This is a genomic window from Mesorhizobium sp. ISC25, assembly GCF_042295465.1.
Classification (GTDB): domain Bacteria; phylum Pseudomonadota; class Alphaproteobacteria; order Rhizobiales; family Rhizobiaceae; genus Mesorhizobium.
In genome coordinates this window covers 190,871-211,857 of record NZ_CP135441.1, presented here as the reverse complement: position 1 = coordinate 211,857, position 20,987 = coordinate 190,871, and the positions used below count along the sequence as shown (strand labels likewise).

At 63.4% G+C, this 20,987-nt stretch carries 28 protein-coding genes; 14 read left to right on the top strand and 14 right to left on the bottom strand.

The genetic code is table 11. The features are described from left to right. The first annotated feature begins 66 nt into the window (after positions 1 to 66). A complete protein-coding gene (locus RQ479_RS01130) occupies positions 67 to 543 on the top strand; it encodes an Lrp/AsnC family transcriptional regulator (protein WP_376703812.1) in 477 nt (158 codons plus the stop codon). A 5-nt stretch (positions 544 to 548) separates the two neighbouring features. Here RQ479_RS01130 and RQ479_RS01125 read toward each other — a convergent pair whose 3' ends face one another. Then, positions 549 to 1,022, bottom strand: coding sequence for an Lrp/AsnC family transcriptional regulator (locus RQ479_RS01125; protein WP_376703811.1), 474 nt, complete (start codon positions 1,020 to 1,022; stop codon positions 549 to 551). A 111-nt stretch (positions 1,023 to 1,133) separates the two neighbouring features. On the opposite strand from RQ479_RS01125, the gene RQ479_RS01120 reads away from it, so the two are divergent. Continuing rightward, the gene (locus tag RQ479_RS01120; protein ID WP_376703810.1) at positions 1,134 to 1,700 is read left to right on the top strand and encodes an RBBP9/YdeN family alpha/beta hydrolase; all 567 of its coding nucleotides are present in this window, start codon (positions 1,134 to 1,136) and stop codon (positions 1,698 to 1,700) included. A 60-nt stretch (positions 1,701 to 1,760) separates the two neighbouring features. Here the strand turns inward: RQ479_RS01120 and RQ479_RS01115 are convergent, their stop codons facing one another. Both RQ479_RS01115 and RQ479_RS01110 read right to left on the bottom strand, forming a co-directional pair. Next, positions 1,761 to 2,720 carry an SPFH domain-containing protein gene (locus tag RQ479_RS01115; protein WP_376703809.1) on the bottom strand — a complete coding sequence of 320 codons (960 nt, stop codon included), beginning with the start codon at positions 2,718 to 2,720 and terminating at the stop codon, positions 1,761 to 1,763. A gap of 122 nt (positions 2,721 to 2,842) precedes the next feature. Further along, positions 2,843 to 3,013, bottom strand: coding sequence for a hypothetical protein (locus tag RQ479_RS01110; RefSeq protein ID WP_376703808.1), 171 nt, complete (start codon positions 3,011 to 3,013; stop codon positions 2,843 to 2,845). Between the two features lie 122 nt (positions 3,014 to 3,135). On the opposite strand from RQ479_RS01110, the gene RQ479_RS01105 reads away from it, so the two are divergent. The 5 genes from RQ479_RS01105 (at position 3,136) to RQ479_RS01085 (ending at position 4,963) form a co-directional block, all read left to right on the top strand. Continuing rightward, on the top strand, positions 3,136 to 3,390 hold the full coding sequence (locus RQ479_RS01105; protein WP_376703807.1) for a hypothetical protein: 255 nt from the start codon (positions 3,136 to 3,138) through the stop codon (positions 3,388 to 3,390). Then, entirely contained in the window at positions 3,387 to 3,695 is a 309-nt protein-coding gene (locus RQ479_RS01100) for a hypothetical protein (RefSeq protein WP_292656357.1), read from the top strand. Before RQ479_RS01105 ends, RQ479_RS01100 begins: the two co-directional genes overlap by 4 nt. Before the next feature lie 11 nt (positions 3,696 to 3,706). After that, positions 3,707 to 3,889, top strand: a complete 183-nt coding sequence (locus RQ479_RS01095; RefSeq protein WP_023675702.1) for a DUF3606 domain-containing protein — start codon at positions 3,707 to 3,709, stop codon at positions 3,887 to 3,889. A gap of 220 nt (positions 3,890 to 4,109) precedes the next feature. After that, complete coding sequence (locus RQ479_RS01090) at positions 4,110 to 4,307, top strand: hypothetical protein (protein WP_376703806.1); 198 nt, start codon at positions 4,110 to 4,112, stop codon at positions 4,305 to 4,307. Between the two features lie 44 nt (positions 4,308 to 4,351). After that, complete coding sequence (locus RQ479_RS01085; protein ID WP_376703805.1) at positions 4,352 to 4,963, top strand: hypothetical protein; 612 nt, start codon at positions 4,352 to 4,354, stop codon at positions 4,961 to 4,963. Positions 4,964 to 4,978: 15 nt separating this feature from the next. Here RQ479_RS01085 and RQ479_RS01080 read toward each other — a convergent pair whose 3' ends face one another. After that, on the bottom strand, positions 4,979 to 5,884 hold the full coding sequence (locus RQ479_RS01080; RefSeq protein ID WP_352465364.1) for a S1C family serine protease: 906 nt from the start codon (positions 5,882 to 5,884) through the stop codon (positions 4,979 to 4,981). Positions 5,885 to 6,142: 258 nt separating this feature from the next. Here RQ479_RS01080 and yghU point away from each other — a divergent pair, with 258 nt between their 5' ends. Further along, positions 6,143 to 7,030 (top strand): glutathione-dependent disulfide-bond oxidoreductase, encoded by an 888-nt coding sequence (yghU, locus tag RQ479_RS01075; RefSeq protein WP_376703804.1) that lies wholly within the window; start codon positions 6,143 to 6,145, stop codon positions 7,028 to 7,030. On the opposite strand, the gene RQ479_RS01070 is transcribed toward yghU, so the two are convergent. The 3 genes from RQ479_RS01070 to RQ479_RS01060 all read right to left on the bottom strand — a co-directional run bounded on the left by RQ479_RS01070 (position 7,027) and on the right by RQ479_RS01060 (position 9,711). Next, positions 7,027 to 7,854, bottom strand: coding sequence for a hypothetical protein (locus RQ479_RS01070; RefSeq protein ID WP_376703803.1), 828 nt, complete (start codon positions 7,852 to 7,854; stop codon positions 7,027 to 7,029). The genes yghU and RQ479_RS01070 overlap by 4 nt on opposite strands. Positions 7,855 to 8,163: 309 nt before the next feature. Further along, entirely contained in the window at positions 8,164 to 8,415 is a 252-nt protein-coding gene (locus RQ479_RS01065; RefSeq protein WP_376703802.1) for an exopolysaccharide production repressor protein, read from the bottom strand. A gap of 150 nt (positions 8,416 to 8,565) precedes the next feature. Further along, positions 8,566 to 9,711 (bottom strand): KamA family radical SAM protein, encoded by a 1,146-nt coding sequence (locus RQ479_RS01060; RefSeq protein ID WP_376706072.1) that lies wholly within the window; start codon positions 9,709 to 9,711, stop codon positions 8,566 to 8,568. 516 nt (positions 9,712 to 10,227) lie between these two features. Here RQ479_RS01060 and RQ479_RS01055 point away from each other — a divergent pair. Next, positions 10,228 to 10,659, top strand: a complete 432-nt coding sequence (locus RQ479_RS01055; protein WP_376703801.1) for an SAM-dependent methyltransferase — start codon at positions 10,228 to 10,230, stop codon at positions 10,657 to 10,659. A gap of 60 nt (positions 10,660 to 10,719) precedes the next feature. Here the strand turns inward: RQ479_RS01055 and RQ479_RS01050 are convergent, their stop codons facing one another. Next, positions 10,720 to 12,342, bottom strand: a complete 1,623-nt coding sequence (locus RQ479_RS01050) for an ABC-F family ATP-binding cassette domain-containing protein (RefSeq protein ID WP_376703800.1) — start codon at positions 12,340 to 12,342, stop codon at positions 10,720 to 10,722. Between the two features lie 183 nt (positions 12,343 to 12,525). On the opposite strand from RQ479_RS01050, the gene RQ479_RS01045 reads away from it, so the two are divergent. Continuing rightward, positions 12,526 to 13,008: an Imm8 family immunity protein gene (locus tag RQ479_RS01045; RefSeq protein WP_376703799.1), complete on the top strand. Its 483-nt coding sequence runs from the start codon at positions 12,526 to 12,528 to the stop codon at positions 13,006 to 13,008. Positions 13,009 to 13,028: 20 nt separating this feature from the next. Here RQ479_RS01045 and RQ479_RS01040 read toward each other — a convergent pair whose 3' ends face one another. Then, the gene (locus tag RQ479_RS01040; RefSeq protein WP_376703798.1) at positions 13,029 to 13,580 is read right to left on the bottom strand and encodes an isochorismatase family protein; all 552 of its coding nucleotides are present in this window, start codon (positions 13,578 to 13,580) and stop codon (positions 13,029 to 13,031) included. A gap of 210 nt (positions 13,581 to 13,790) precedes the next feature. Here RQ479_RS01040 and RQ479_RS01035 point away from each other — a divergent pair, with 210 nt between their 5' ends. Beyond that, the gene (locus RQ479_RS01035; protein WP_376703797.1) at positions 13,791 to 14,342 is read left to right on the top strand and encodes a DUF4019 domain-containing protein; all 552 of its coding nucleotides are present in this window, start codon (positions 13,791 to 13,793) and stop codon (positions 14,340 to 14,342) included. Between the two features lie 214 nt (positions 14,343 to 14,556). Here the strand turns inward: RQ479_RS01035 and RQ479_RS01030 are convergent, their stop codons facing one another. Next, positions 14,557 to 15,462 carry a LysR family transcriptional regulator gene (locus RQ479_RS01030; RefSeq protein ID WP_376706071.1) on the bottom strand — a complete coding sequence of 302 codons (906 nt, stop codon included), beginning with the start codon at positions 15,460 to 15,462 and terminating at the stop codon, positions 14,557 to 14,559. 100 nt (positions 15,463 to 15,562) lie between these two features. Here RQ479_RS01030 and RQ479_RS01025 point away from each other — a divergent pair, with 100 nt between their 5' ends. From RQ479_RS01025 to RQ479_RS01015, 3 genes are all read left to right on the top strand, one after another. Continuing rightward, a complete protein-coding gene (locus tag RQ479_RS01025) occupies positions 15,563 to 16,303 on the top strand; it encodes an SDR family oxidoreductase (protein ID WP_376703796.1) in 741 nt (246 codons plus the stop codon). Positions 16,304 to 16,337: 34 nt separating this feature from the next. Next, complete coding sequence (locus tag RQ479_RS01020) at positions 16,338 to 16,541, top strand: 4-oxalocrotonate tautomerase family protein (protein ID WP_353026029.1); 204 nt, start codon at positions 16,338 to 16,340, stop codon at positions 16,539 to 16,541. 97 nt (positions 16,542 to 16,638) lie between these two features. Continuing rightward, positions 16,639 to 17,103, top strand: a complete 465-nt coding sequence (locus RQ479_RS01015) for a GFA family protein (RefSeq protein ID WP_376703795.1) — start codon at positions 16,639 to 16,641, stop codon at positions 17,101 to 17,103. 39 nt (positions 17,104 to 17,142) lie between these two features. Here the strand turns inward: RQ479_RS01015 and RQ479_RS01010 are convergent, their stop codons facing one another. The 4 genes from RQ479_RS01010 to RQ479_RS00995 form a co-directional block, all read right to left on the bottom strand. Beyond that, positions 17,143 to 17,913, bottom strand: a complete 771-nt coding sequence (locus RQ479_RS01010) for an exodeoxyribonuclease III (protein WP_376703794.1) — start codon at positions 17,911 to 17,913, stop codon at positions 17,143 to 17,145. Between the two features lie 9 nt (positions 17,914 to 17,922). Further along, positions 17,923 to 18,567, bottom strand: a complete 645-nt coding sequence (locus RQ479_RS01005; RefSeq protein WP_376703793.1) for an alpha/beta fold hydrolase — start codon at positions 18,565 to 18,567, stop codon at positions 17,923 to 17,925. Between the two features lie 214 nt (positions 18,568 to 18,781). Further along, on the bottom strand, positions 18,782 to 19,828 hold the full coding sequence (locus RQ479_RS01000; RefSeq protein ID WP_376706070.1) for a tetratricopeptide repeat protein: 1,047 nt from the start codon (positions 19,826 to 19,828) through the stop codon (positions 18,782 to 18,784). A 59-nt stretch (positions 19,829 to 19,887) separates the two neighbouring features. Beyond that, the gene (locus tag RQ479_RS00995) at positions 19,888 to 20,799 is read right to left on the bottom strand and encodes a Ku protein (RefSeq protein WP_352467904.1); all 912 of its coding nucleotides are present in this window, start codon (positions 20,797 to 20,799) and stop codon (positions 19,888 to 19,890) included. Between the last annotated feature and the right edge of the window lie 188 nt (positions 20,800 to 20,987).

The following is a 20,987-nucleotide window of genomic DNA, read 5'->3' as shown; positions in this document are numbered from 1 at the left end:
TTTCTGTTATTCGATTGGCGGGAAACGAAGGACGAAAATTGTCGCCGAAACGGATTGGAAGAACGAATGATGCTGGACGCGGTCGACCGGAAGATCGTCGCGGCGCTCGAACGCGATGCCCGCATCTCCTTTGCCGCGCTCGCCGACGAGGTCGGCTTGAGCAAGACGCCGTGCTGGAAGCGGGTCAAGGCGCTTGAGGACGCAGGCGTCATCCGCGGCTACTCGACCCGCATCGACCCGGCCAAGCTCGGCTTCGGCATCGAGGCCTTCATCCAGGTGTCGATCGATTTCGAGCTGTCGGACGCCTTCGAGGCGGCGGTCAAAAAGCATCCGCTGATCCGCCGCTGCCACGCCACGACAGGCGAGGCCGACTACCTCCTGCAGATCGTCACCGTCGACATGATGGCGCTCGACAGGATGCTGCGCGAGGAGCTCAGCCGGCTGCCCGGCGTGCGGCGCACGATCACCTCGATGGCGATGCGCGAGATCAAGGGCGGCATCTCGTTCGCCAATGCCGTCGGGCATACGCAGACCAAGCGATAGACCGGTCAGGCCCTGGTCATCAATTCGCGTCCCAGCCGTTTCGGTTGCTCGGCGCGCAGAACCACATTTGTCGTCACCGTGCCGTAGTGGCCGATGCTGTCGACGATGCTTTCAAGATCGGGCGGTGACGGGACCACGACCTTGACCAGAAAACAGTCCTCGCCGGTCACCCGCAGCACCTCGACCACCTCCGGCAATTGGGCGAACTTGTTCAGGCAGGCCTGGATATGCTCGTGCGTGGTGCGCAGGCGGATCACCGCCATGGTGCCAAGCCCGAGCGCTGCCGAATTGATCACCGCCTTGTAGCCGGTGATGACGCCGCGCTCCTCCAGCCGCTTTACCCGTTCCGAGGTGGCGGGCTGCGACAGCCCGACGCGGCGGCCAAGCTCGGAGATGCCGATACGGCCATCCTCCTGCATGATCTCGATGATCGCCAGATCGGTGGGATCGTACCTTGGCCGATAATCGCCGTTCCGCATGATCGCCTTTAATCCATCGGATTTCTTCGCTGCTTTCCGATGATCTCTCATTCCGCCGCCTGGGAGAAGACCTAGAATTGCACGCGCTGCATCAGGAAAGAAGGGCTTCGCATGACCGACTTCATCATTGTGCCGGGCATCGGCGGATCGGACAAAGCCCACTGGCAGACGCATTGGCAGCAGGCAAACCCGGCGATGCGGCGGTTCAACCCGGCGAGTTGGGACGCGCCGGATTTCGACGACTGGGTGGCTGCGCTGGAAACCGCTGTAGGCCTGGCAAAGACACCACCCGTGCTCGTCGCCCATAGCCTCGGCTGTCTGCTGGTCGTACACTGGCAGCGGATCTCCACCCGCGCTATCGGCGGCGCGTTGCTGGTCGCGGTTCCGGACCCGGCGTCGCCGGCCTTCCCCTCCTCCGCTCGAGCCTTCGCCGACGCACCGCAACAACGGCTTCGCTTTCCATCGCTGATTGTCGCCAGCACCAACGATCCCTGTGGCTCGCTGGACTATGTCAGGGCGAAATCCGAGCGCTGGGGCAGCGATCTCCATATCGCCGGGCCGCTTGGCCACATCAATGGCGACAGCGGTCTCGGCGACTGGCCGGCGGGAATGGAACTGCTGGCGGCTTTTCTCAGGAAAACGCAAGCAATCGCCCAAGGCGCCGTGCTTCAGCCGTGACCGCACTGGGACGGCTACCGCGCCGCCGTCCTGATCTGGTTTGCGCCGCGGCGCCGCGCCTCAGTTCGATGCTGCGGCAGGCGTGCTGAGTTCGAGGAACGGCACTGTCGAACCCGGGATCATCGACTTCGGCAATTCGCCGTTCCATCTCTCCGCCTTGGTCAGTTCGACCAGCAGCGGATTGTTGGCGATTGCGGCGGCGCGGGCCTTGATAGCGCCCGCGGTCGCATCGCCTTCGATCCTGGTCTTGTAGGCGCTGGCCTCGGCTTCGGCCTTGACGCTGTCGGCGCGGCCCTTGGCCTGGGTGACGGCGATGTCGGCCTTGATCTTTTCCTGCTGCAGGTTCTGTTCTTGCTTCTGCACCTCGACCTGCGCCGTCATCCTGGCTTCGACCGCCTGCTCGTAGGCGTCGGAAAAGTCGATATTCTCGACCTGCACGCTGTCGATCATCACCGGGCCGTCGGTTACAGCCGCGATGGCGTCGGCGACGTCCTTGTTGAACTTCGCCCGGTTCTGGATCACCGACACCGCGTCGTACTGGCCGAACACCGTCTTGATCTCCTGCGGTGCTTTCCTGGCAATGACACGGTCGGCCAGTGCCTCGATCGATCCATAATTGGTGTAGACGTTGCTGACTTCGGCGGCCGGCACGTGGAAGTTGACGGTGACGCGCATGTCGGCCGGCTGCTGGTCGCGCGAATAGGCCTGCATGGCCGGCAGGCCGCTGCAATCGTTCTGGTTCTCGCAGCCCCATTTGAGCACCTGCTGGCGCAGGCTGATCTTCTCGACGCGCTGTAGCCATGGCAGCTTGAAATGCAGTCCGGGATCGACGACCGAACTCAGCGCCCCGTTGGTCAAGAGCACGCCGCGGTCGCCCTGGTCGATCGTGTACCAGGATCCAAACAGCGCAAAGACGCCGAGCGCCACGATGACGAGTGCGATCAGGCCGGAACCGATCGACCCCGATGCCGTCCCCGGCTTGCCCTGCAGACGACTTGAATTGCCTTGCGTTTCGGTCATTGCCCCACCCCAACCTGATTGCCCGTGCTGCTTTTGCCCACAATAGTGGCGGCATTGCAATCCTCTGGACATCTAAGGATCTTCGCGTCGGCCTGTCGGACCGGCGGGGTGGTTCAAGCTGGCTAACGGATTTCCCCTGCAGCCGCGGCAGCGGGCTGGTACGCGTTGCCTGGCGTCTCCTTCTGCCGTTCGGCATCGCTTTTGCGCTTCGGGCAATCCTCGTAGTCGTGGTCGCGCCCGCCGCAGTAGGAGCAGCATTTTGCCGGCGCGTCGAAGCGAAGCATCGTTGGCATGCACAAGAATGCACGAAACCCGACAGATTGCGAAGGCTTGCGCACCGGCAACGTCGTTTTTCGCCACGGAACCGCTGCCGCCGCATGAAAGTTATCTGCTCATTGCAACCGGAGCACAGGACATGCCCGACGACCCGAACCGCTACGAGACCGGAGCGAGGAAATATCCGGCAAAGACGAGCCCCGACGCGGCCGACGAATTCTCGCAGGATGCGGCCGGCAACAAGCCGCCTCCCGGCGGCATGGGATTGACCAGGCCGGCTGACGATTTCGACGACAAGACCCGGCATTCGGAGGGCCAGAACCCGCCGCGCGCAGCGATCCGGCCAGACGGCAAAGCTACGGTCAAGAAGCCCGGCAAGGACGCAAGACGATGAACGTGGCCAATCTCCAGCTGGAAGGACTGATGATGGCGATCGCGGCCGTCAACAACGCGCTGGTCCACAAGGGCCTGCTGTCGGTCGACGAAGTCGACATCGCGTTGCGCCGGGCCGAGGCCGCGATGACCAGCGACGAGCGTCTCTATGAAGACATGTCGCCGTCCAACCGCGACGCCGTCTGCTTTCCGCTCAGGTTGCTGCAGGCGGCCAACAATACCCAGGGCGAAACCGGCGTGCCATCCTTTGCCGAACTGGCCAGGATGGTCGGCCGGACCAAGGAGCCCTATAACGACCAGATGTGATGGAGGACGCCATGGCCGACGACAAATCCAAGACCAAGCAGGATCGCAAACTGGTCTCCGGCGAAGAGCCCTACGAGGTCGCTGCCTTTGCCCGCAAATACGGCATACCGCAAAGCGAGGCCGCGACCATCATCAAGCGTTACGGCCCCTCGAGGAGGAAGCTCGACGCGCATATGGCGAGCCGCAACGCCTGATCCACTTTTGGCGGCCGCCGCCGTTCACGCCAGAAGCGTCCCTGCCCTGCCGCCTTGTCGAGAGTATCGGCACCTTCGGCCCGGCGCCCCGGCCCGCTGCTCGTCGCATCGCGGCTGCGGGATTCAACGCCTGGTTTTGACAGCCGTGGAATACTCTCGCGGCGCAACAACTCATTTACCTCGACACTGTACCAGTCCGGTGAGCAAAGCCGGGGGTCGGATGCAGGAACAACCATTGCGCTACGAATGTGTCATGGAGCCGAACGGCCGATGGATGGTGTGGGACATCGTTCACGATCTGCCGGCGCAATTTTCGGAAATCGCGCTGATCGGCCTGAGTCGTCGTGAAGCGGTTTCGCTCTGCCGGCTGCTCAACGAGACAAGCCGCTCCGAGACGCGGCAGAGCCGGGCCTCATAAAAAGCGCTTGCGTCTCAGGCCTGTCCAAACTCGGGGGATTTCACATGCGATCGACAATATTCGGTCTGTTCCTGCTGCTGCCGGCCGCAGCCCTGGCGGAGCCGATCGAGACCCAGAAGATCATCGCGGCGGCGACCGGCGACTGGAACGGCGACGGCGCCGCCGATCTGGCGATGATCGTCGAGACTGAGCCCGGCCATCCCATGGACCTGCATTTGTTCCTCAGGGACCGCGAGGGCGATTTTCTCAGACCTGCCGGAGTCGTGCATGAACAGATTGACGGTGAATGGAAGAACTACGACCGGCCGGGCCCCGCCACATCCGACACCGAGCCCGAACTCACCGCGCTCCCCAACGGTTCGATCAAGCTCTATATTCCGGCGATGGAGATCGGCAGCGAGCGGACCAATAAAACGTTGACGCTCGCCTGGCGCGCCGGCAGCTTCGTCGTCGCCGGTTTTGCCTACGAATATTGGGATTACATGGACGACAATGTTGCCGGCGACTGCGACTACAATGTGCTGACCGGCACGGGCAAAAGCAGCAAGAAGCTGGCGGACGGCACCACCAGGCACGCGACCGTATCGGTCGAGGGCAAGGTCATCCCTTTCGCGGAGTGGACCCCGGGCACTGGCTTCAGCGCTTGCGGAGAGTGAGAGGTTTCGGTTGCCTCACTGCAGAGGTGGCTTCCACAGCAGGCTGTTGCGATCGGCGGACTTGACGCGCAGCCAGGTTTCGCGGCCATCGCGCAGCACCCGGAGCGGGATCTCGGCACCCGCCGGGCCGCTCTTCCAAAGCTTGCGATAAAAATCGGCAAGCCCGTCGACCGCCGTGTCGCGGACATCCGAGATGACGTCGCCTTGGCGAAGGCCTGCCTGGGCGGCCGGACCGCCCTCGGCAACGCTCATCACCACGACCTTGCCGTCGCTCTCGGCCGAGAAGGCGCCGAGCCAGGGCCGCGGCGGCCTGGCGACCTGCCCGCGCGTCAGGAGATCGTCGAGGATGGGCGGCAGAAGATCGATCGGCACCACCATGTTGATGTCGGCGACCTCGCCGTTGCGGCTCATCTGCAGGCGCAGCGAACCGATGCCGAGCAGCCTGCCATCCGCGCCGATCAGGCCGGCGCCGCCCCATGAGGGGTGAGCCGGCGCCGTGAAGATCGCTTCGTCGAGCAGATATTCCCAATAGCCGGCGAATTCCTGCTTGGTGACGATCCGCGCCCGCACGGAGCGGCCGACGCCGTCGGCGAGCACGACGGGATCACCGATCTTCGCCCTGGACGCATCGCCGAGCGCAATGGCGGGCAGCCCGAGCGGCGCCAGCGCCTGCACCAGGCCGAAGCCCGATTCCTGGTCGTAGGCGAGCGCATGGGCGGGAACCACGCGCCCGTCCTGGTCGGCCAGCCAGACCTCCTCGGCCTCGGTGATGAGATAGCCGATGGTGAGCACCAGCCCGTCGCCGCGGATGACCACGCCGCTGCCCTCGCGGCGGGTGCCCAGCGCGTCTGCCGTGAAGGCGTCTTCGGGGACGGTGGCGCGGACGGCCACGATGGATCGCAAAAGGGGCTCGATATTCATGCTTTGGTTCCTGGCAATGTTCGCAGGCCGATATGGGCTATAGGTATGGCGCAGGTGATCAGGCGCAAGGGGCGGCGCCGGCTTTGGCGTGGAGCGGCGCCGCGCCGTTCGCGCCGGGGTTTTGCAACAGCGCCGGCAGCCCTATCTGTACCTACGGCTATCCCAAGCTGCCCTATGCAAATTTCTCCGCCATTACCCAAGTTGATATCTGATGTCCTCCCCAATCCTCCCAACCCAACCCTTCCAAAGGCCTCCCGAATGAACGACTACGCAACGGACCAATACACCCCGCCAAAAGTCTGGACCTGGAACAAGCCAAACGGCGGCGCTTTCGCCAGCATCAACCGGCCGATCGCCGGCCCGACGCATGACAAGCAACTGCCGGTCGGCAAGCATCCGCTGCAGCTTTATTCGCTGGCGACACCGAACGGCGTCAAGGTGACGATCATGCTGGAGGAGCTTCTGGCGCTCGGCCACAGCGGCGCCGAATACGACGCCTGGCTTATCAGGATCAATGACGGCGACCAGTTCGGCAGCGGCTTCGTCGAGGTCAACCCCAACTCCAAGATCCCGGCCATGATGGACCGCAGCGGGAAAAAGCCGGTCCGCATCTTCGAATCCGGTTCGATCCTGCTCTACCTCGCCGAAAAATTCGGCGAATTCCTGCCGACGGAGCAGCCGGCTCGCGCCGAGACCCTGTCATGGCTGTTCTGGCAGATGGGCTCGGCGCCCTATCTCGGCGGCGGCTTCGGCCATTTCTACGTCTATGCGCCAACGAAGATCGAATATGCCATCGACCGCTTCGCCATGGAGACCAAGCGGCAGATGGACGTGCTCGACCGGCGCCTGGCCGAAAGCGAGTATCTCGGCGGCAGCGACTACACGATTGCCGACATTGCGGTGTGGCCCTGGTATGGCGGGCTGGCCAAGGGCCGCATGTACGACGATTCCGGCGAGTTCCTGCAGGTGGAGCAGTACAAGAACGTGCAGCGCTGGGCCGACGCCATCGACGCGCGCCCGGCGGTCAAGCGCGGCCGCATGGTCAACCGCACCTTCGGCGAGCCTTCGATGCAGCTGCACGAGCGCCATGACGACAGCGATTTCGAGACGAAGACGCAGGACAAGCTCGAGGCGGCCAAAAGCTAAGCCGACGACGCGCCGATCTCCCGCCTTGTAGGGGAGATCGGCAGCTTCGGCCGACTGCTCAGGCTCGCCTCCACCGCCGCCATCCACAGCCGGTCGATATTGGCCAGGAATTTCTCGTCGAGCTTGTCGAGGTGCTTCCAGTACATGCCGTCCTCGAAGAAATAGCCGAGTTCCTCCTCCATCCTGTCGGCCTCCTCCGCCTGATCGAGCCACAGCCCGGCAAGCATCTCCGCCTTCATTTCCGAAAGTTGCGAGGAAGAAAGCGCGCCGAGTTCGTCGAGCGTCAGCCGCGGGAAGATCAGCCGGCTGCGCGGCAGATCGGATAGGTTGACGCAGAGGCAGCCGCGCCGGAGCGCATGGATGAGCAGGCGGGCCGACTTCGCCTCGAGGTTGCGCAGCGTCACGTCGTTGCGCAAAGGGTCGGCCCGGCCGACGCCGTAAAAATGCGTGTTGCCGGGCTGATCGTAGATCATGTCGCAGCCAAGGAATGCCAGCACGTCCGGATTCTGGCTGTGGATCGTCCAGTAGGCCGCCGTCATCGACATGGTGCCGCCGGCATAGACGAAGCCGCCAAAGCTGTTTTGCGCCGGCACGTAATGCGAGGCGCTGAAGATCTGCGCCTGCTGCAGGGGATCGCCTTGCGGCATCCGCTCCGCCGGGAAATCGCCGGCATGGACGAGGAAATCCCAGTCGGCGCGCACGCGCCAGGCATTGTTGATGGCGACAATCTTGCCGAAGGCCTGCTTGGGCCAGGCCGCGCAGCGCACCACGTCGGGGGCGCTGCCGATCAGCAAAATCACGTTTGGCGTTCCGTCGGTGGCCATCATCCCCCTCTTCGACCGGCCGACGCGCACCTCGATGCCGCCCGGTTGAACAGCTTTATAGCCCTCAACGCCCCATCGAAAACACCAGCCGGATTCACAGGCCGACCAGCAAAGGACCGTTGCCAGCCGATTGTAAACTGTCGCCTCAGGCACAATCGTACAAGCGGCAGCCAGGTTTTCCCGCTAGCCCAAAACCGACGATATGAGTTGGGCGATATATATTAGTTGACTAAACTAGCGGAACGTCCAATGCACATTCCCAGAACCGAACATGTCCTGTCTAGACCATGATATCTATATGGGACATTACTACCTAAGCTGAACGCGACCTCGACGGTTCGGCGGCACAGCCCTCAGACGCCGCGGCTTTGCCGCCGCGTCTTTCGCCCCGGATCCGTAGATCAACCGGACGACGAACAGAAAATATCCAACCTGCATGACGATCAAGGTCAAGATCGTCCAGGCCAGCGTCTTCCAGATTGAACCCGTCGCAAAGTAAGTCGAGATCGCCACGATGGACGATGTGGTGGTCAGCCCCACCAGGAACTGTGGAAAGTTCATGACTTTTCTGCGCCGCCCCGGAACTCGCAACAGCCGGGACGAACTCCCCTAACCCATTACCCCGGACCAACGTTTTCACCATTTTAGCAATTGCGCAAGCACCAAATAGAGCGGAAGTTAACGCATGCTTCCGTAATCAAGGGCCGCATGTCACGTCACCAAGGTGGGCTGGCTTGGACGGCGGCGGCGCGTCCCCTCCTCCCCAACCAGCTCTCCATAACCCCTCACCGCCCCATCAAGCCCACGTATCCGCCACGTCTCCCCGTCCCGCGCCTCGACATAGCACGGACCGAGCGGCACTTTCCCTCCGCCGTCCGGCAGGTCCAGCACATAGACGGGGTTGCAGATGCCCGACAGGCGCGCCCGCAAGGCGCAGGCCAGCGCCTGGCCCTCGGCGATGGTGGTGCGCCGGTGCGCCATGCCGCGCGCGAGGTCGCCGTGGTGCAGGTAATAGGGTTTGACGCCGAGGCGGTACATCAGCTCCCGGCACAGTTCCTCCAGCACCTCGACCGTATCGTTCACGTCTTTCAGCAGAACGCTCTGGTTCATCAGCACGAAGCCGCCCTGCCTTAAAGTACGGCAGGCCCGCTCGGTCGCCTCAGTGATCTCCCGCGGATGGTTGAAATGGGTGACGACCGTGACCATCAGCCGGCCCTGCAGGGCTTGAACCAGCCCGCCGGTGACGCGCGACGGCAGCGCGACGGGCACGCGGGTATGAATGCGCAACAGCCGCACATGCTGGATCGCCTCGACTCGGGCGCGGATTTCCGCCAGTGCTTTGTCCGGCAGGGACAGCGGATCGCCGCCGGTCAGGATCACCTCGCGGATTTCCGGATGGGCCGCGATATAGGTGAAGGCCGGCTCCAGCGCCTCGCGCGAAAAACCCCGGCCGATCGACGTCAGCGACTCCTTACGAAAGCAGAACCGGCAATAGACCGCGCATTGATAGGTTGGGAACAGCAAAACCCGGTCGGCATGGCGATGCGTCAATCGCGGCACCGGACTGAAGGCGTGGTCGGCGATCGGATCGTCGAGTTCGCCCTCCTGCTCCGCCAGTTCATCGGGCGACGGGATGACCTGAAGCCGTATCGGATCGGCGGGGTCGTTCCAGTCGATCAGGTCGAGATAGGCCTTGGGAATGCGAACCTTGTGGCGCGTGGCCGCGGCTTCGGCCGCCGCGCGCTCGGCTGGCGACAGCGGCAGCGAATCCAGATCGCCTATATGCCGCACGCCCTCGCGAACATCGTCCTGCCACGCGGCATCCGCCTCGCGTGCGCGCTCGTCATCGGCTGTCATGCCGGCCGCATCGACCGCCATGCCGGCGTCGGGGATGTCGGGATGTGAGGTCATCGAGGCTCCTTGAAGTTCGGGCCGGGGTACAGCATTGGAGCCAGCACGTGAAGGCAATAAGCGGTGCTGGGCCGGTTGGAGTGCGCGGCCAGAAGCGGCGGCCGTCCACTGATCAGAAACCAACGTCCCGCATCGCTGACGCAAAACATTAGCTTGCTCTTATATTAGCTTGAGCGTATACACATAAACGGCCGGTAATCTACCCCCCACCGGTTAGGCTCGGCGCCAGTCCCTTCCTACCCCTCAGGTCAACGACGCCGGGCCGCTCGGGTTCTGCTCGGTCGCCCGCGGTCGAGACGGCCGACCGGATCGTCGACCTCTTCGAAGTCGATCATGCCCCTCCTCAACCAGCGCCCAAGTGGACACACCAGCTGAACACATCGGCATGCCCGCGTCTCTCGGCCTTCCCGTCGCCGGCCGCGGTCGCTAATCTCGGATCGCGAAAAAACTGGAGAAGAGCGTATGGCGAACGACTTGTCGCCAAGGCTTTTGGCGATCGTCAACGCGCTGCCCTTGCGGCCGGGCATGCGAGTGCTGGAGATCGGCTGCGGACCAGGTGCTGCAGCGCGCGAGATCGCGCGCAGGATCGGCGGCGGGCATGTGCTGGCGATCGACCGCTCGGCCAAGGCCATCGCGCAGGTCGGGGCCGCTTCGCGCGCCGAGATTGCGGCAGGCCGGCTGAGCCTTCGCCAGGTCGCCATCGAGGATTTCGAGTTGGAGGCCGACGAGAAGCACTTCGACATTGCCGTTGCGGTGCGCGTCGGCGCGCTGGACGGGCGTCATCCCGAAGCAGGAAAAATTGCCCTGCAACGGCTCAAGGCCGCGTTGACCGCGCAAGGCCGGCGGTTCATCGACGGCGGCGATCCGCTTCGCGAAATTGCGATACACGGCTGAGCAGTTCGTTCGAACGCGACGCGCTTTGGGTGACGGGAGCGACAGAGCCGGATCCGCGCCTCAGCTCCGCAACCCCGGCGCCTCCTGCCCGGTGCGCTCGACATATTCGGTATAGCCGCCGCCATAGGTGTGGATGCCCTCGGGCGTCAGTTCCAGCACCCGGTTCGACAGCGCTGCCAGGAAATGGCGGTCATGCGAGACGAACAGCATGGTTCCCTCGTACTGCGACAGTGCCGTGATCAGCATCTCCTTGGTGGCGATGTCGAGGTGGTTGGTCGGCTCGTCCAGCACCAGCAAATTGGGCGGGTCGAACAGCATCAGCGCCATCACCAGCCGTGCCTTCTCGCCGCCCGACAGCACGCGGCATTTCTTCTCGATCTCGTCGCCGGAAAAGCCGAAGCAGCCGGCCAGCGCCCTAAGCGGCGCCTGGCCGGCCTGCGGAAACGCATCTTCCAGCGTCTGGAACACGGTGCGCTCGCCCTCCAGCACTTCCATGGCGTGCTGGGCGAAATAGCCCATCTTGACGCTCGGGCCGCGCGCCACCGTGCCATTGTCCGGCTCGGAAGCGCCAGCCACCAGCTTAAGCAGCGTCGACTTGCCGGCGCCGTTGACGCCCATGATGCACCAGCGCTCGCGGCGGCGCACCTGAAAATCCAGTCCCTCGTAGATCGAGCGGCAGCCATAGCCCTTGTGCACGTTCTTCAGCGTCACCACGTCCTCGCCGCAGCGCGGCGCGGGCTGGAAGTCGAACGATACCTTCTGGCGGCGCTTGGGCGGCTCGACACGGTCGATCTTGTCCAGCTTCTTCACCCGGCTCTGCACCTGGGCGGCATGCGAGGCACGCGCCTTGAAGCGCTCGATGAAGGCGATCTCCTTGGCCAGCATCGCCTGCTGGCGCTCGAACTGCGCCTGCTGCTGCCGGTCGGCAATCGCCCGCTGCTGCTGGTAGAATTCGTAGTTGCCGGAGTAAGCGGTCAGCGAACCGCCGTCGATCTCGACCACCTTGTTGACGATGCGGTTCATGAACTCGCGGTCGTGCGAGGTCATCAGCAGCGCGCCGTCATAGTTCTTCAGGAACTGCTCCAGCCAGATCAGGCTTTCCAGGTCGAGATGGTTGCTCGGTTCGTCGAGCAGCATGGCGTCAGGCCGCATCAAAAGGATCCTGGCCAGCGCTACGCGCATTTTCCAGCCGCCGGACAGCTTGCCGACGTCACCGTCCATCATCTCCTGGCTGAAGCCGAGCCCTTCAAGCACTTCGCGCGCCCGCCCATCCAGCGCATAGCCGTCGAGCTCCTCGAAGCGGTGCTGCGCCTCGCCGTAGCGGGCGATGATCTCGTCCATCTCGTCGGCGCGATCGGGGTCGCCCATGGCGTGCTCGAGCTCGCGCATCTCGGCCGCCACTTCGCTCACCGGCCCGGCGCCGTCCATCACTTCGGCGACGGCGCTGCGGCCGGACATGTCGCCGACATCCTGGCTGAAATAGCCGATCGTGACGCCGCGATCGACCGAGACCTGGCCCTCGTCGGGCTGCTCCTCGCCGTTGATCATGCGAAACAGCGTCGTCTTGCCGGCGCCGTTAGGCCCGACCAGCCCGACCTTCTCGCCCTTCTGCAACGCGGCGGAGGCTTCGATGAAGACGATCTGGCGGCCGTTCTGTTTGCTGATATTCTCGAGACGTATCATGCTTCCATGCGAGGCTTCAGGGGATTTTCCCTGCGCCTTACGCGATCGGCCGCGCCAGAGGAAGCCCGCAAATCATGAATACCTGCGCCAAATCGCCCAAAGCCTTTTGGGTTGATGGACATCGATTGCCTGGCCGAGAATTGGTCACTACCTTGCGGTGATTGCAAGCTTGCAAAGACGGCCATGTCAAATATCGTCTATCCATCCCGGCTGAGGTTAAGAGGCGTTAGCGCAGGGAATCTCGGTCCAATATTGAAAAACGGTCAGCTTGTTCCGAAAAGCCTGATCAGCGAGGGCTGTACCGAGCAGGAAATCCGCTCCGGCATGAAAATCCCGGACAGCGAGAAAATACTGGAACAGTGGCGGCCGACGAATCCCAGGAGCTTCGCTCTGGCACTAACCCTGGTGATCGGTTGGGACGAGGATATTGGAAGCGACTACTTCGAAGTGCACGTCATCGCCAACCAGATCAGGGATCAGATAAATCTCAACCGGCGCGCGGTCATCTTCGTCGAAGAGTTTCACTGGCCCAGCCTCAAACAAAGCCTCCTCAACATTCTCGATAAATGCGAGGGAAAAACGTGGAAGGAAAGCGTCCGCGCCCTACGAAAACGCTTCGAATGGGAATACGACGGAATGGCCGCATACGAGTCTTGGCTTAAGTAGCCCTCATCCCAGTGATCGCATCAGCCGCCGATCAGCGCCTTCGTCATCAGCAGATTGACCCCGGCGGCGGCAAATGCCGCATTGTGCCGGGCGATGATCTCCGCGGCGGTCTCGCTGGTGGTGTCGAGCGTGCTGTGAGCGTCGGAAATCACGGTGACGCCCAGGCCCGCTGCAAAGGCGCCCTTCACCGTGGCCGCCACGCAAAAATCGGTCTGCGCGCCGATCAGAACGACCTCGCCGGCGCCCTGCCCGACCACCCATTCTGCAAGCGCGGCATTGCTGAACGCGTCGCCGACACGCTTGGCGAAAGTCGGCTCGTCCACGGCCTGGCCGAGCGCCGGCCACACCGGCCAGCCCGGCTCACCCGGCGCCAGAGGATCGCCCCGCGGGCCGTCGTGCCTGATGAAGGCGATCTTGCGCCCGCTGCGCCGTGCCCATTCGATCAGCGCGCGGGTGCGGGCAACCATGCCGTCGGCATCATGGATCGGCGGTTCGGCGACACCGTCGAACATGCCGGTCTGAAGATCGATCACGATGAGCGGCGCAGTGGCCGCGGGGCTGGTCCCTGACATGGTTTTTTATAGCACGAGGGCGGAGCTGATCAAGGATCAGGGTCGCGATGACGCGCAGCGCAAGGGCAGGTGGCTGGAGTTCGAGATATGTGACAATCCGCTTGCAGCAGCGCTAACATAGCGCGCTATTGGGATGTGGGTCAGTTCGAAATTCTGGCTATCGGCCGTGACCGGATTGCATTCGTGGCAAGCTCCTGCGAAGAAATTCCCATGACACATGCAGCCGTAGCTTTCCTTGCGATCGTGACTTCGGTGTTGGTTGCGATCCTACCCGCACAATCGCAAGAGTGGACGCCCTCGGAGGACGCGGTTCGAGATGCAACGGAAACGGTTGGTCGCTATTTCGTTTCGCTCGATAACCAAGAGTATGGGCGGGCATACGAAATGATGACTGATACCGCGAAAGCTTTGATCCCATCGAATGCCTTCTTGGAGCAAAGTAAAGATTTCCATTCTCAGGCCGGCGCTGTGCGCGAGCGCCGGCTACTCAAATTCACGTGGTTGAAGGACCCAGCGAACGCTGCCTTTCCCGGCGTTTATGCCGCAGTCGACATAGCGGCGAAGTTTGAAAACATCGATCGTTACTGCGGCTATATTGTCCTCTATCAGCGGCCGTCAGGTGGAAATTTTCGAGTCATGCGGATCGAAAGCAACTTCATCGACAACGCCACCGCGAAAAGCATTGAAAAGACCCAATCGAAAGTCGAATTGGATCGAGCATGGGCCGAGTTGTCGGCTAACTGTCCGAATTTTCCATCGTGAAGGTGAGGCGGTCCGTTTTTATACGTTCCGCGACCATCGGCTTTACGGCTTCCTTCGCTTCGATCAGCGCAGCGATATCGGTGATCTCCTACAGTTTGCCGGCCTTTGGACGCGAACGCAGCGAGCGCGCAGCCTTTGTCTCACGCAATCCCGCCCGTCACGGCATATCTCGTCCGATCACCCTTCGCAAAGTAGCCGGCGGCCCGGCGCACGATCACACCCGGCCGGATGTCCCATCCTCGCCAAAAATCCCGGTCACCCAGTCGATGAACACGCGTACCCGCGGTGCGAGCTGGCGATTCTGCGGGTAGAGCGCCGACAGCGGTGTCGGCGACGGCGGGTAATCCGGCAGCACTTCGACAAGCGTGCCGCGTGCGAAATCCCCGGCGAAGCGGTAATGCGGCGCCTGCACCAGGCCGAAGCCGAGACGGGCCAGCTCCGCCATCGTGTCGGAGCCGTTGACCGTCACCCGGTTGGGCAGGGTGACATAGCGCAACGCGCCGCCGACGGTGAATTCGAGCGGCATGACCTCGCTGGTCCGCGACGAGCGGAAGCCGACCATCAGATGGCCTTCGAGATCGTCGGGGGTTGCCGGCATGCCGTGCTTGTCGAGATAGGCGGGGCTGGCGCAGGTGACTTCGCGCAATGTCGCCACTCGCCGCACGATCATGCCGCTGTCGGCCTGTTCGCCGGAACGCAGCACGCAGTCGATGCCCTCGCGCACCAGATCGACCAGCCGGTCGCCGTCGCCGATATGCAGGTCGATCCCGGGGTAGCGGTCGAGGAATTCGGAGAGCCGCGGCAGGATGAAATGGCGGGCCATGAAGCCGTGCACGTCGATCCTCAAAAGGCCCTGCGGCTGTGCCGATTGAAAGCCGGCCTCGGCATCTTCGACATCGGCAAGGATGGCAAGGCAGCGCTGGTAATAGGCCTGGCCGTCCAATGTCGGCCTGACATGGCGCGTGGTGCGTTCGAGCAGCCTGACCCCCAGCCGCGCCTCAAGGTCCTTGATCGCCTCGGTGGCGGTCGATCGCGACATCGAGAGATCGGCGGCCGCCGCGGTGAAGCTGCCGCGCTCGATCACACGGGCAAGCAAGCGCATCCGGTCGAGACTATCCATCGCCATTGTTCGCCATATCCGAATGGTGTTGGCAAGTCCCGATCGATTATCCCGCAAGATTTATCGCCTATTTTCAGCCGACAAGAATTGGAGAGCTGACATGACTACGCGGAATGGAAAGGTGGCGCTGGTAACCGGCGCCTCGAAGGGCATCGGCGCCGAAATTGCCCGAAGGCTGGCACGCGACGGCTTTTCGGTCGTCGTCAACTATGCCAGGGGCGCCGAAGCCGCCGAAGGCGTGGTGCGCGGGATCGAGGCGGCGGGCGGCACGGCGATCGCCGTCCAGGCCGATGTCGGCGATCCCAAGGGCGTGGCGCATCTGTTCGACGCAGCCGAGCAGGCCTTTGGCGGCCTCGATGTGCTGGTCAACAATGCTGGCATCATGAAGCTCGCGCCGATCGCGCAGATGGACGACGCCGGTTTCGAGCAGCAGATCGCGGTGAATCTCGGTGGCGTCTTCCGCGGCATGCGCGAGGGCGCAAGAAGGCTGCGCGACGGCGGCCGCATCATCAGCTTCTCGTCCAGCGTGGTCGGGCTCTACCAGCCGACCTACGGCGTTTACGCTGCCACCAAGGCCGGCGTCGAGGCGATGACGCATGTGCTGGCCAAGGAACTCGGGCAGCGCGGCATCACCGTCAATGTCGTGGCGCCGGGGCCGGTGGCCACCGAGCTGTTCCTCGGCGGCAAGTCCGAGGCACTGGTCGAAACGATCACCAGGATGATCCCGCTCGAGCGGCTCGGCCAGCCCGCCGATATCGCCGGCGTGGTGTCGTTCCTCGCCGGACCGGACAGCGGCTGGGTTAACGGCCAGGTGCTGCGCGCCAATGGCGGCACGGTCTGAATTTATCTCCATCAACCAACAGGAAATCGACATCATGCCGTTTGCAAATTTCAAGGTGCCTGAGCGCGCGCTGTCCGCCGGACAGAAGGAGGACCTCGTCCACAAGACCACAGCCCTGTTCGTCGAGATGTTCGGCGAAGGCGTTCGCCCCTACACGATGGTGCTGATCGAGGAGGTCGCCGATGGCGGCTACGGCCGCGCCGACGTGGTGTTCACGATTCCTGAGCGAAGGACGTGAAGCTGCCGATCTCCTCCCTCGTGGGACCGTCAAGGGGGAGATTGCAGCTTGGCGGTCGCGCGCTAGATCGCTGGCAGAGGCTAACGCGAGGCCGGCGATGGACGATTGGAAACTACCTTGGGACGGCGGTTGCCTGTGCGGCGGAATACGCTTTCGCATCAGCGCGCCGCCCTTGCTGACGACGGCGTGTCACTGCACCGGCTGCCAGAAGCTGAGCGCCAGCGCGTATTCCCTGACCATCGCGGTGCCGAGCGACGGTTTCGCCATAACGCACGGCGAGCCGGTGATCGGCGGCCTGCACGGCCCGCATCGGCAACTCTATTGCCCGCATTGCAAGAACTGGATGTTCACGCGTCCGCATGGCCTGGATTTCCTTGTCAACGTTCGTGCGACCATGCTGGACGAGCACCATTGGTACGTGCCTTTCGTCGAGGTCTTCACGTCGGAAAAGCTGCCCTGGGCTTCGACCGCCGCTAGCCATAGTTTCGCTACACAGCCCGACCTTGAGGGATACGCCCCTTTGATCGAGGCCTTCGCCCGCGAAGCGGCGCGGCCAACCTGACTGGTTGCCGCCCGGAAAAGCGGCGCCAGCTTTCATGCTTCACCGCAACTCCACCCAGACCGGCGCGTGATCGCTGGCGCCGGTCTCGCCGCGCACGTCGCGGTCGATGCCCGCCGCTACCAGCCGGCGCGACAGCTTCTTGCTGAGCAAGACATGGTCGAGCCGCAGGCCGGCATCGCGCGGCCAGCGATTGCGGCGATAGTCCCAGAATGTGTAGAGCGTCTCCGTCGGGTGCTTCTTGCGCAGCGCGTCAAGCCAGCTTTGGTCGAGCAGCCGCTGGAACGATGCGCGGCTTTCCGGCTGCACCAGCGCGTTGTCGTCATAGGAGCGCGTCGGGTAAATGTCGCGCGGCTCGGGCACGATGTTGTAGTCGCCGGCCAGCACCACCGGCAGGCCGGTGTCGAGCAACTGCGCCGCATGCGCCTCCAGCCTCTCGTGCCAGGCCAACTTGTACTGGAATTTCGGGCCGGGCTGCGGATTGCCGTTCGGCGCGTAGAGCGAAGCAATAACGATGCCGTTGACCGCTGCCTCAATGTAGCGCGCCTGCTGGTCGCTGTCGTCGCCGGGCAGCGCCTCGCGGGTCAGAACGGGTTCTGTACCCCGTGCGAGTATGGCGACGCCGTTCCAGGTCGGCTGCCCGACCCAAACCGCGCCGTAGCCGGCGGCCGCCAGCGCGGTGCGCGGAAACTGGGTCTGCCTGGCCTTCAGCTCCTGCAGGCAGGCGATGTCGGGCTTCGCCGCGGCCAGCCATGCGAGCAGGTTCGGCAGCCGGCCGTTGATGTTATTGACGTTGAAGGTGGCGATCTTCATGGGCCTGCTTCAGCGCACGATGCGTTCGGTCCACGCCTTCACCGCATCAGCGAGCGTCTTCAGATGATCGGCGGTGGAGAAGCCGGAGATGTTTTTGCGCGGCTTCAGATCATGGTCGCCGTCTTCCAGCCAGAAGATCTCGATTGCGTCGGATAGACCATAGGTCGCGACCTCGTCTTTGGTCCCGAACTCGTCGCGCGTGCCCTGGAAGATCAATGTCGGCGTCTTGAGATCGGCGAGGTGTTTTGTCCGAAGCTGCGTCGGTTTGTCCGGCGGATGGAAGGGATAGCCGAGACACAGCAGCCCTGCAATCTCGCCCTTTGAAAACATCTGGTCGGCGATCATCGAAGCGACGCGTCCGCCCATCGACTTGCCGCCGATGATGAGCGGACCCTTCACGCCCTTCGCCCGGAGGTCGGCGATCGCCTTGACGTATTCCGGGTTAACCGTCTCGGCGCGCGGCGGCGGCTTGCGGTGGCCATAGCGGCGGGCCGCCATGTAGTGGAATTCGAAGCGCGCAACGCGGAACCCGGCCGCCGCGAGCGCCTTTGCCGTGGCGGTCATCGAGGCAGAGTCCATCGAAGCGCCTGCGCCATGGGCGAGCAAGATGGTGATTGGGGCGGTGTCGGGACCGTCGAAGAGGAAGGTGGTCATGGGGTGGCCCGCAGGTGAAGGCCGAGTTCCTTCGCACCCCCCTCTGTCCTGCCGGACATCTCCCCTCCAAGGGGGGAGATTGGATGACGTCGGCGTTTTCGCCAACCACCAAAGCTGAAAGGCACGCGGGGCGCCGAAGCTGCCGATCTCCCCCCTTGAGGGGGAGATGGCCGGCAGGCCAGAGGGGGGTGTTCAAGCGCGACCAAATGAAGCCCTAACCCGCCGACATCCGCGCCAGCTGCAAATCCACGAACTGTATCCCCTTGGCCGCCATGCGCGCCCATTCGGAGCTGGCGTCGAGTTCAAGATAGCGCACCCAGCTCCGCCGCGCCTCGGCGAGATTGCCGGCGTCGAACTCCAGCCTCGCAAGATTGAACACCGCATCGGCGTACTTCGCATCCAGTGCGATCGCCTTGAGCAAATGGCGGCGCGCCGACGCCACCCGCCCCTCTTCGCTCATCAGCCCGGCGAGATTGAACCAAGCCTCGACGAAGCCGGGATCGAGCTTTATCGCGCGGGCATAGTCGTGCGCCGCCTCGGCCGCGTGGCCGGCCGCGCGCAGGCAGTTGGCGCGGTTGAAGGCGGCAATGGCATCGCTCGGGTCGATGGCCAGGCAGCGCTGGTAGAGTGCCGCGGCCTGCTGGTGGTCTTCAGCCTCTTCCGCCGCTTCGGCATCGGCGAACAACTCTTCCAGCGTATCGTCGCCATACATTCCTGAATTAGGCGGACCCAGATCGAACAGCAGCTGGCCGTCGAGTTCGCTCTGGCCGCCCTCGAGATAGATGGCATCGGCCCGCCCATGCTGCGAGCCGACGGCGAGCGACTTGGCGGTGAGCGAGGCGATCGGGCCTGAGCGGTGCACAGAGCGCGTGATCGCCCCCCATGAGGCCCCGCCGGCGACCAGCCCGGCATATTTGCGGGCGAGGATCAGGTCGCGGAAGGAAAACGGTTCGCAATCATGCTCGAAGGCGTCGAACAGCGACAAAAGGTCGAGATCGGATGCAGCTAAGCGCGACTGGTCGATGAGCGACTGTCGCGACAGCGCGGATGCCTCTGGCGCCTTCATCAGTCCAAGCAGGCGCAGGAAGCCGTTCTCGCTGACCAGCTTGCGCCCGGCCGCGAGCTCGGTGACGACGCGGCGCTCAATCTCGGCATCATCAGCCTTGGCGAGGAACGTCCGCCCGAATACGACATGGGTGGTGCGTCTGGTGACTCCGCGCCGCAACTGGCCATGCTGGCGCGCGACCTCGCGCGCCGCCATGCGAAGCGGAAACGCCGCGAGCGCGCCGATAGTGCCGAAGATCGTGCCAGTGGGCGCCGTCACCCTTTGCTCTTACCGACAGCCTGCAGCAGATTGGCCTTGAGCGGGTTTTCCTTGGCGCCGCCCTTGGCGGACTTTGCTTTGGCTGCCGGTTTCGCCGCCTCATCGGCCTTGCTCTTGGACTTGGCCGGCGGCTTGGCCGATTGCGACAGGCTCGCCTTCAGCGCATCCATGAGATTGATGACATTGCCGCGCTCAGGCGCCGCCGCGATGATAGGCTTGTGGCCCTTGAGCTTCTCGCGGATCATCGCCATCAGCGCGATCTCGTAGCGGTCCTCGTAATTCTTTGGATCGAAAGTGGTTTCCTTCTGCTTGATCAGCGCTTCGGCCAATTGCAGCATTTCGGGATCGGGGTTTCCGGCCGGGATATTGCCGAAATATTCAGCCGTGCCACGCACTTCGTTCGGATTCCTCAAGGTACAGACGAACATGCCGTTCTCGCGCGCGCCGATCGTCACCACGCGCTCGCGGCTGGACAGCACAAGGCGGGCGATCGCCAGCTTGCCGGATTTGCGCATCGCTTCGCGCAACACGGCAAAGGTCTCCTCGGCCATTGCGCCATCCGGCGCCAGGTAATAGGGCGCGTCCTGATAGATGACGTCGACCGAATGCTCGTCGACAAAGGCCTCGATGTTCATCGTATGGTTGGATTCGATGCGCACCGCATCGAGATCGGTATCGTCGATGATGATGTACTGCTTGTCCTCGTATTCGTAGCCCTTGACCAGGTCCGAGCGCTCGACCAGCCCGAGCTCGGGGTCGACCGGCTTCATGTTGATGCGATTGTGCGTCTTCTTGTGTAGCTGGTTGAAGCTGATGCGCTCGCTGGCACTGGTCGCCGGATAGAGCCGGACCGGACAGCTGACCAGACTGAGCTTGAGGTAACCTTTCCAACTTGCCCTGGGCGCCATGAAATACTCCTACGCGGCCTTGTGCTGTCGAACTGTTCGCAGCGCTCCTTCGTCCGGAGGACGAATGCGGCTGCCGAAATCCTACATTGCCCCCTTACAATACCGCCAAATCCCTAGCGAAATCTTCCATCTCAGCTCGGGAGTCGGCGGTGGGGCCTAGTGGAAGAATAATTCAAATTTTCCGGAGC

What these genes read in the sequence shown, in the direction of transcription:
- RQ479_RS01065 (WP_376703802.1), bottom strand. Translation starts at nt 8,415, where the DNA reads ATGAACTTTCCACAGTTCCTGGTGGGGCTGACCACCACATCGTCCATC.
- RQ479_RS01035 (WP_376703797.1), top strand. Translation starts at nt 13,791, where the DNA reads ATGACACATGCAGCCGTAGCTTTCCTTGCGATCGTGACTTCGGTGTTG.
- RQ479_RS01120 (WP_376703810.1), top strand. Translation starts at nt 1,134, where the DNA reads ATGACCGACTTCATCATTGTGCCGGGCATCGGCGGATCGGACAAAGCC.
- RQ479_RS01095 (WP_023675702.1), top strand. Translation starts at nt 3,707, where the DNA reads ATGGCCGACGACAAATCCAAGACCAAGCAGGATCGCAAACTGGTCTCC.
- RQ479_RS00995 (WP_352467904.1), bottom strand. Translation starts at nt 20,799, where the DNA reads ATGGCGCCCAGGGCAAGTTGGAAAGGTTACCTCAAGCTCAGTCTGGTC.
- RQ479_RS01025 (WP_376703796.1), top strand. Translation starts at nt 15,563, where the DNA reads ATGACTACGCGGAATGGAAAGGTGGCGCTGGTAACCGGCGCCTCGAAG.
- RQ479_RS01050 (WP_376703800.1), bottom strand. Translation starts at nt 12,342, where the DNA reads ATGATACGTCTCGAGAATATCAGCAAACAGAACGGCCGCCAGATCGTC.
- RQ479_RS01005 (WP_376703793.1), bottom strand. Translation starts at nt 18,567, where the DNA reads ATGACCACCTTCCTCTTCGACGGTCCCGACACCGCCCCAATCACCATC.
- RQ479_RS01110 (WP_376703808.1), bottom strand. Translation starts at nt 3,013, where the DNA reads ATGCCAACGATGCTTCGCTTCGACGCGCCGGCAAAATGCTGCTCCTAC.
- RQ479_RS01125 (WP_376703811.1), bottom strand. Translation starts at nt 1,022, where the DNA reads ATGCGGAACGGCGATTATCGGCCAAGGTACGATCCCACCGATCTGGCG.
- RQ479_RS01040 (WP_376703798.1), bottom strand. Translation starts at nt 13,580, where the DNA reads ATGTCAGGGACCAGCCCCGCGGCCACTGCGCCGCTCATCGTGATCGAT.
- RQ479_RS01015 (WP_376703795.1), top strand. Translation starts at nt 16,639, where the DNA reads ATGGACGATTGGAAACTACCTTGGGACGGCGGTTGCCTGTGCGGCGGA.
- RQ479_RS01020 (WP_353026029.1), top strand. Translation starts at nt 16,338, where the DNA reads ATGCCGTTTGCAAATTTCAAGGTGCCTGAGCGCGCGCTGTCCGCCGGA.
- RQ479_RS01060 (WP_376706072.1), bottom strand. Translation starts at nt 9,711, where the DNA reads ATGACAGCCGATGACGAGCGCGCACGCGAGGCGGATGCCGCGTGGCAG.
- RQ479_RS01090 (WP_376703806.1), top strand. Translation starts at nt 4,110, where the DNA reads ATGCAGGAACAACCATTGCGCTACGAATGTGTCATGGAGCCGAACGGC.
- RQ479_RS01045 (WP_376703799.1), top strand. Translation starts at nt 12,526, where the DNA reads ATGTCAAATATCGTCTATCCATCCCGGCTGAGGTTAAGAGGCGTTAGC.
- RQ479_RS01115 (WP_376703809.1), bottom strand. Translation starts at nt 2,720, where the DNA reads ATGACCGAAACGCAAGGCAATTCAAGTCGTCTGCAGGGCAAGCCGGGG.
- RQ479_RS01100 (WP_292656357.1), top strand. Translation starts at nt 3,387, where the DNA reads ATGAACGTGGCCAATCTCCAGCTGGAAGGACTGATGATGGCGATCGCG.
- RQ479_RS01085 (WP_376703805.1), top strand. Translation starts at nt 4,352, where the DNA reads ATGCGATCGACAATATTCGGTCTGTTCCTGCTGCTGCCGGCCGCAGCC.
- RQ479_RS01010 (WP_376703794.1), bottom strand. Translation starts at nt 17,913, where the DNA reads ATGAAGATCGCCACCTTCAACGTCAATAACATCAACGGCCGGCTGCCG.
- RQ479_RS01030 (WP_376706071.1), bottom strand. Translation starts at nt 15,462, where the DNA reads ATGGATAGTCTCGACCGGATGCGCTTGCTTGCCCGTGTGATCGAGCGC.
- RQ479_RS01055 (WP_376703801.1), top strand. Translation starts at nt 10,228, where the DNA reads ATGGCGAACGACTTGTCGCCAAGGCTTTTGGCGATCGTCAACGCGCTG.
- RQ479_RS01080 (WP_352465364.1), bottom strand. Translation starts at nt 5,884, where the DNA reads ATGAATATCGAGCCCCTTTTGCGATCCATCGTGGCCGTCCGCGCCACC.
- yghU (WP_376703804.1), top strand. Translation starts at nt 6,143, where the DNA reads ATGAACGACTACGCAACGGACCAATACACCCCGCCAAAAGTCTGGACC.
- RQ479_RS01070 (WP_376703803.1), bottom strand. Translation starts at nt 7,854, where the DNA reads ATGGCCACCGACGGAACGCCAAACGTGATTTTGCTGATCGGCAGCGCC.
- RQ479_RS01000 (WP_376706070.1), bottom strand. Translation starts at nt 19,828, where the DNA reads ATGGCGGCGCGCGAGGTCGCGCGCCAGCATGGCCAGTTGCGGCGCGGA.
- RQ479_RS01105 (WP_376703807.1), top strand. Translation starts at nt 3,136, where the DNA reads ATGCCCGACGACCCGAACCGCTACGAGACCGGAGCGAGGAAATATCCG.
- RQ479_RS01130 (WP_376703812.1), top strand. Translation starts at nt 67, where the DNA reads ATGATGCTGGACGCGGTCGACCGGAAGATCGTCGCGGCGCTCGAACGC.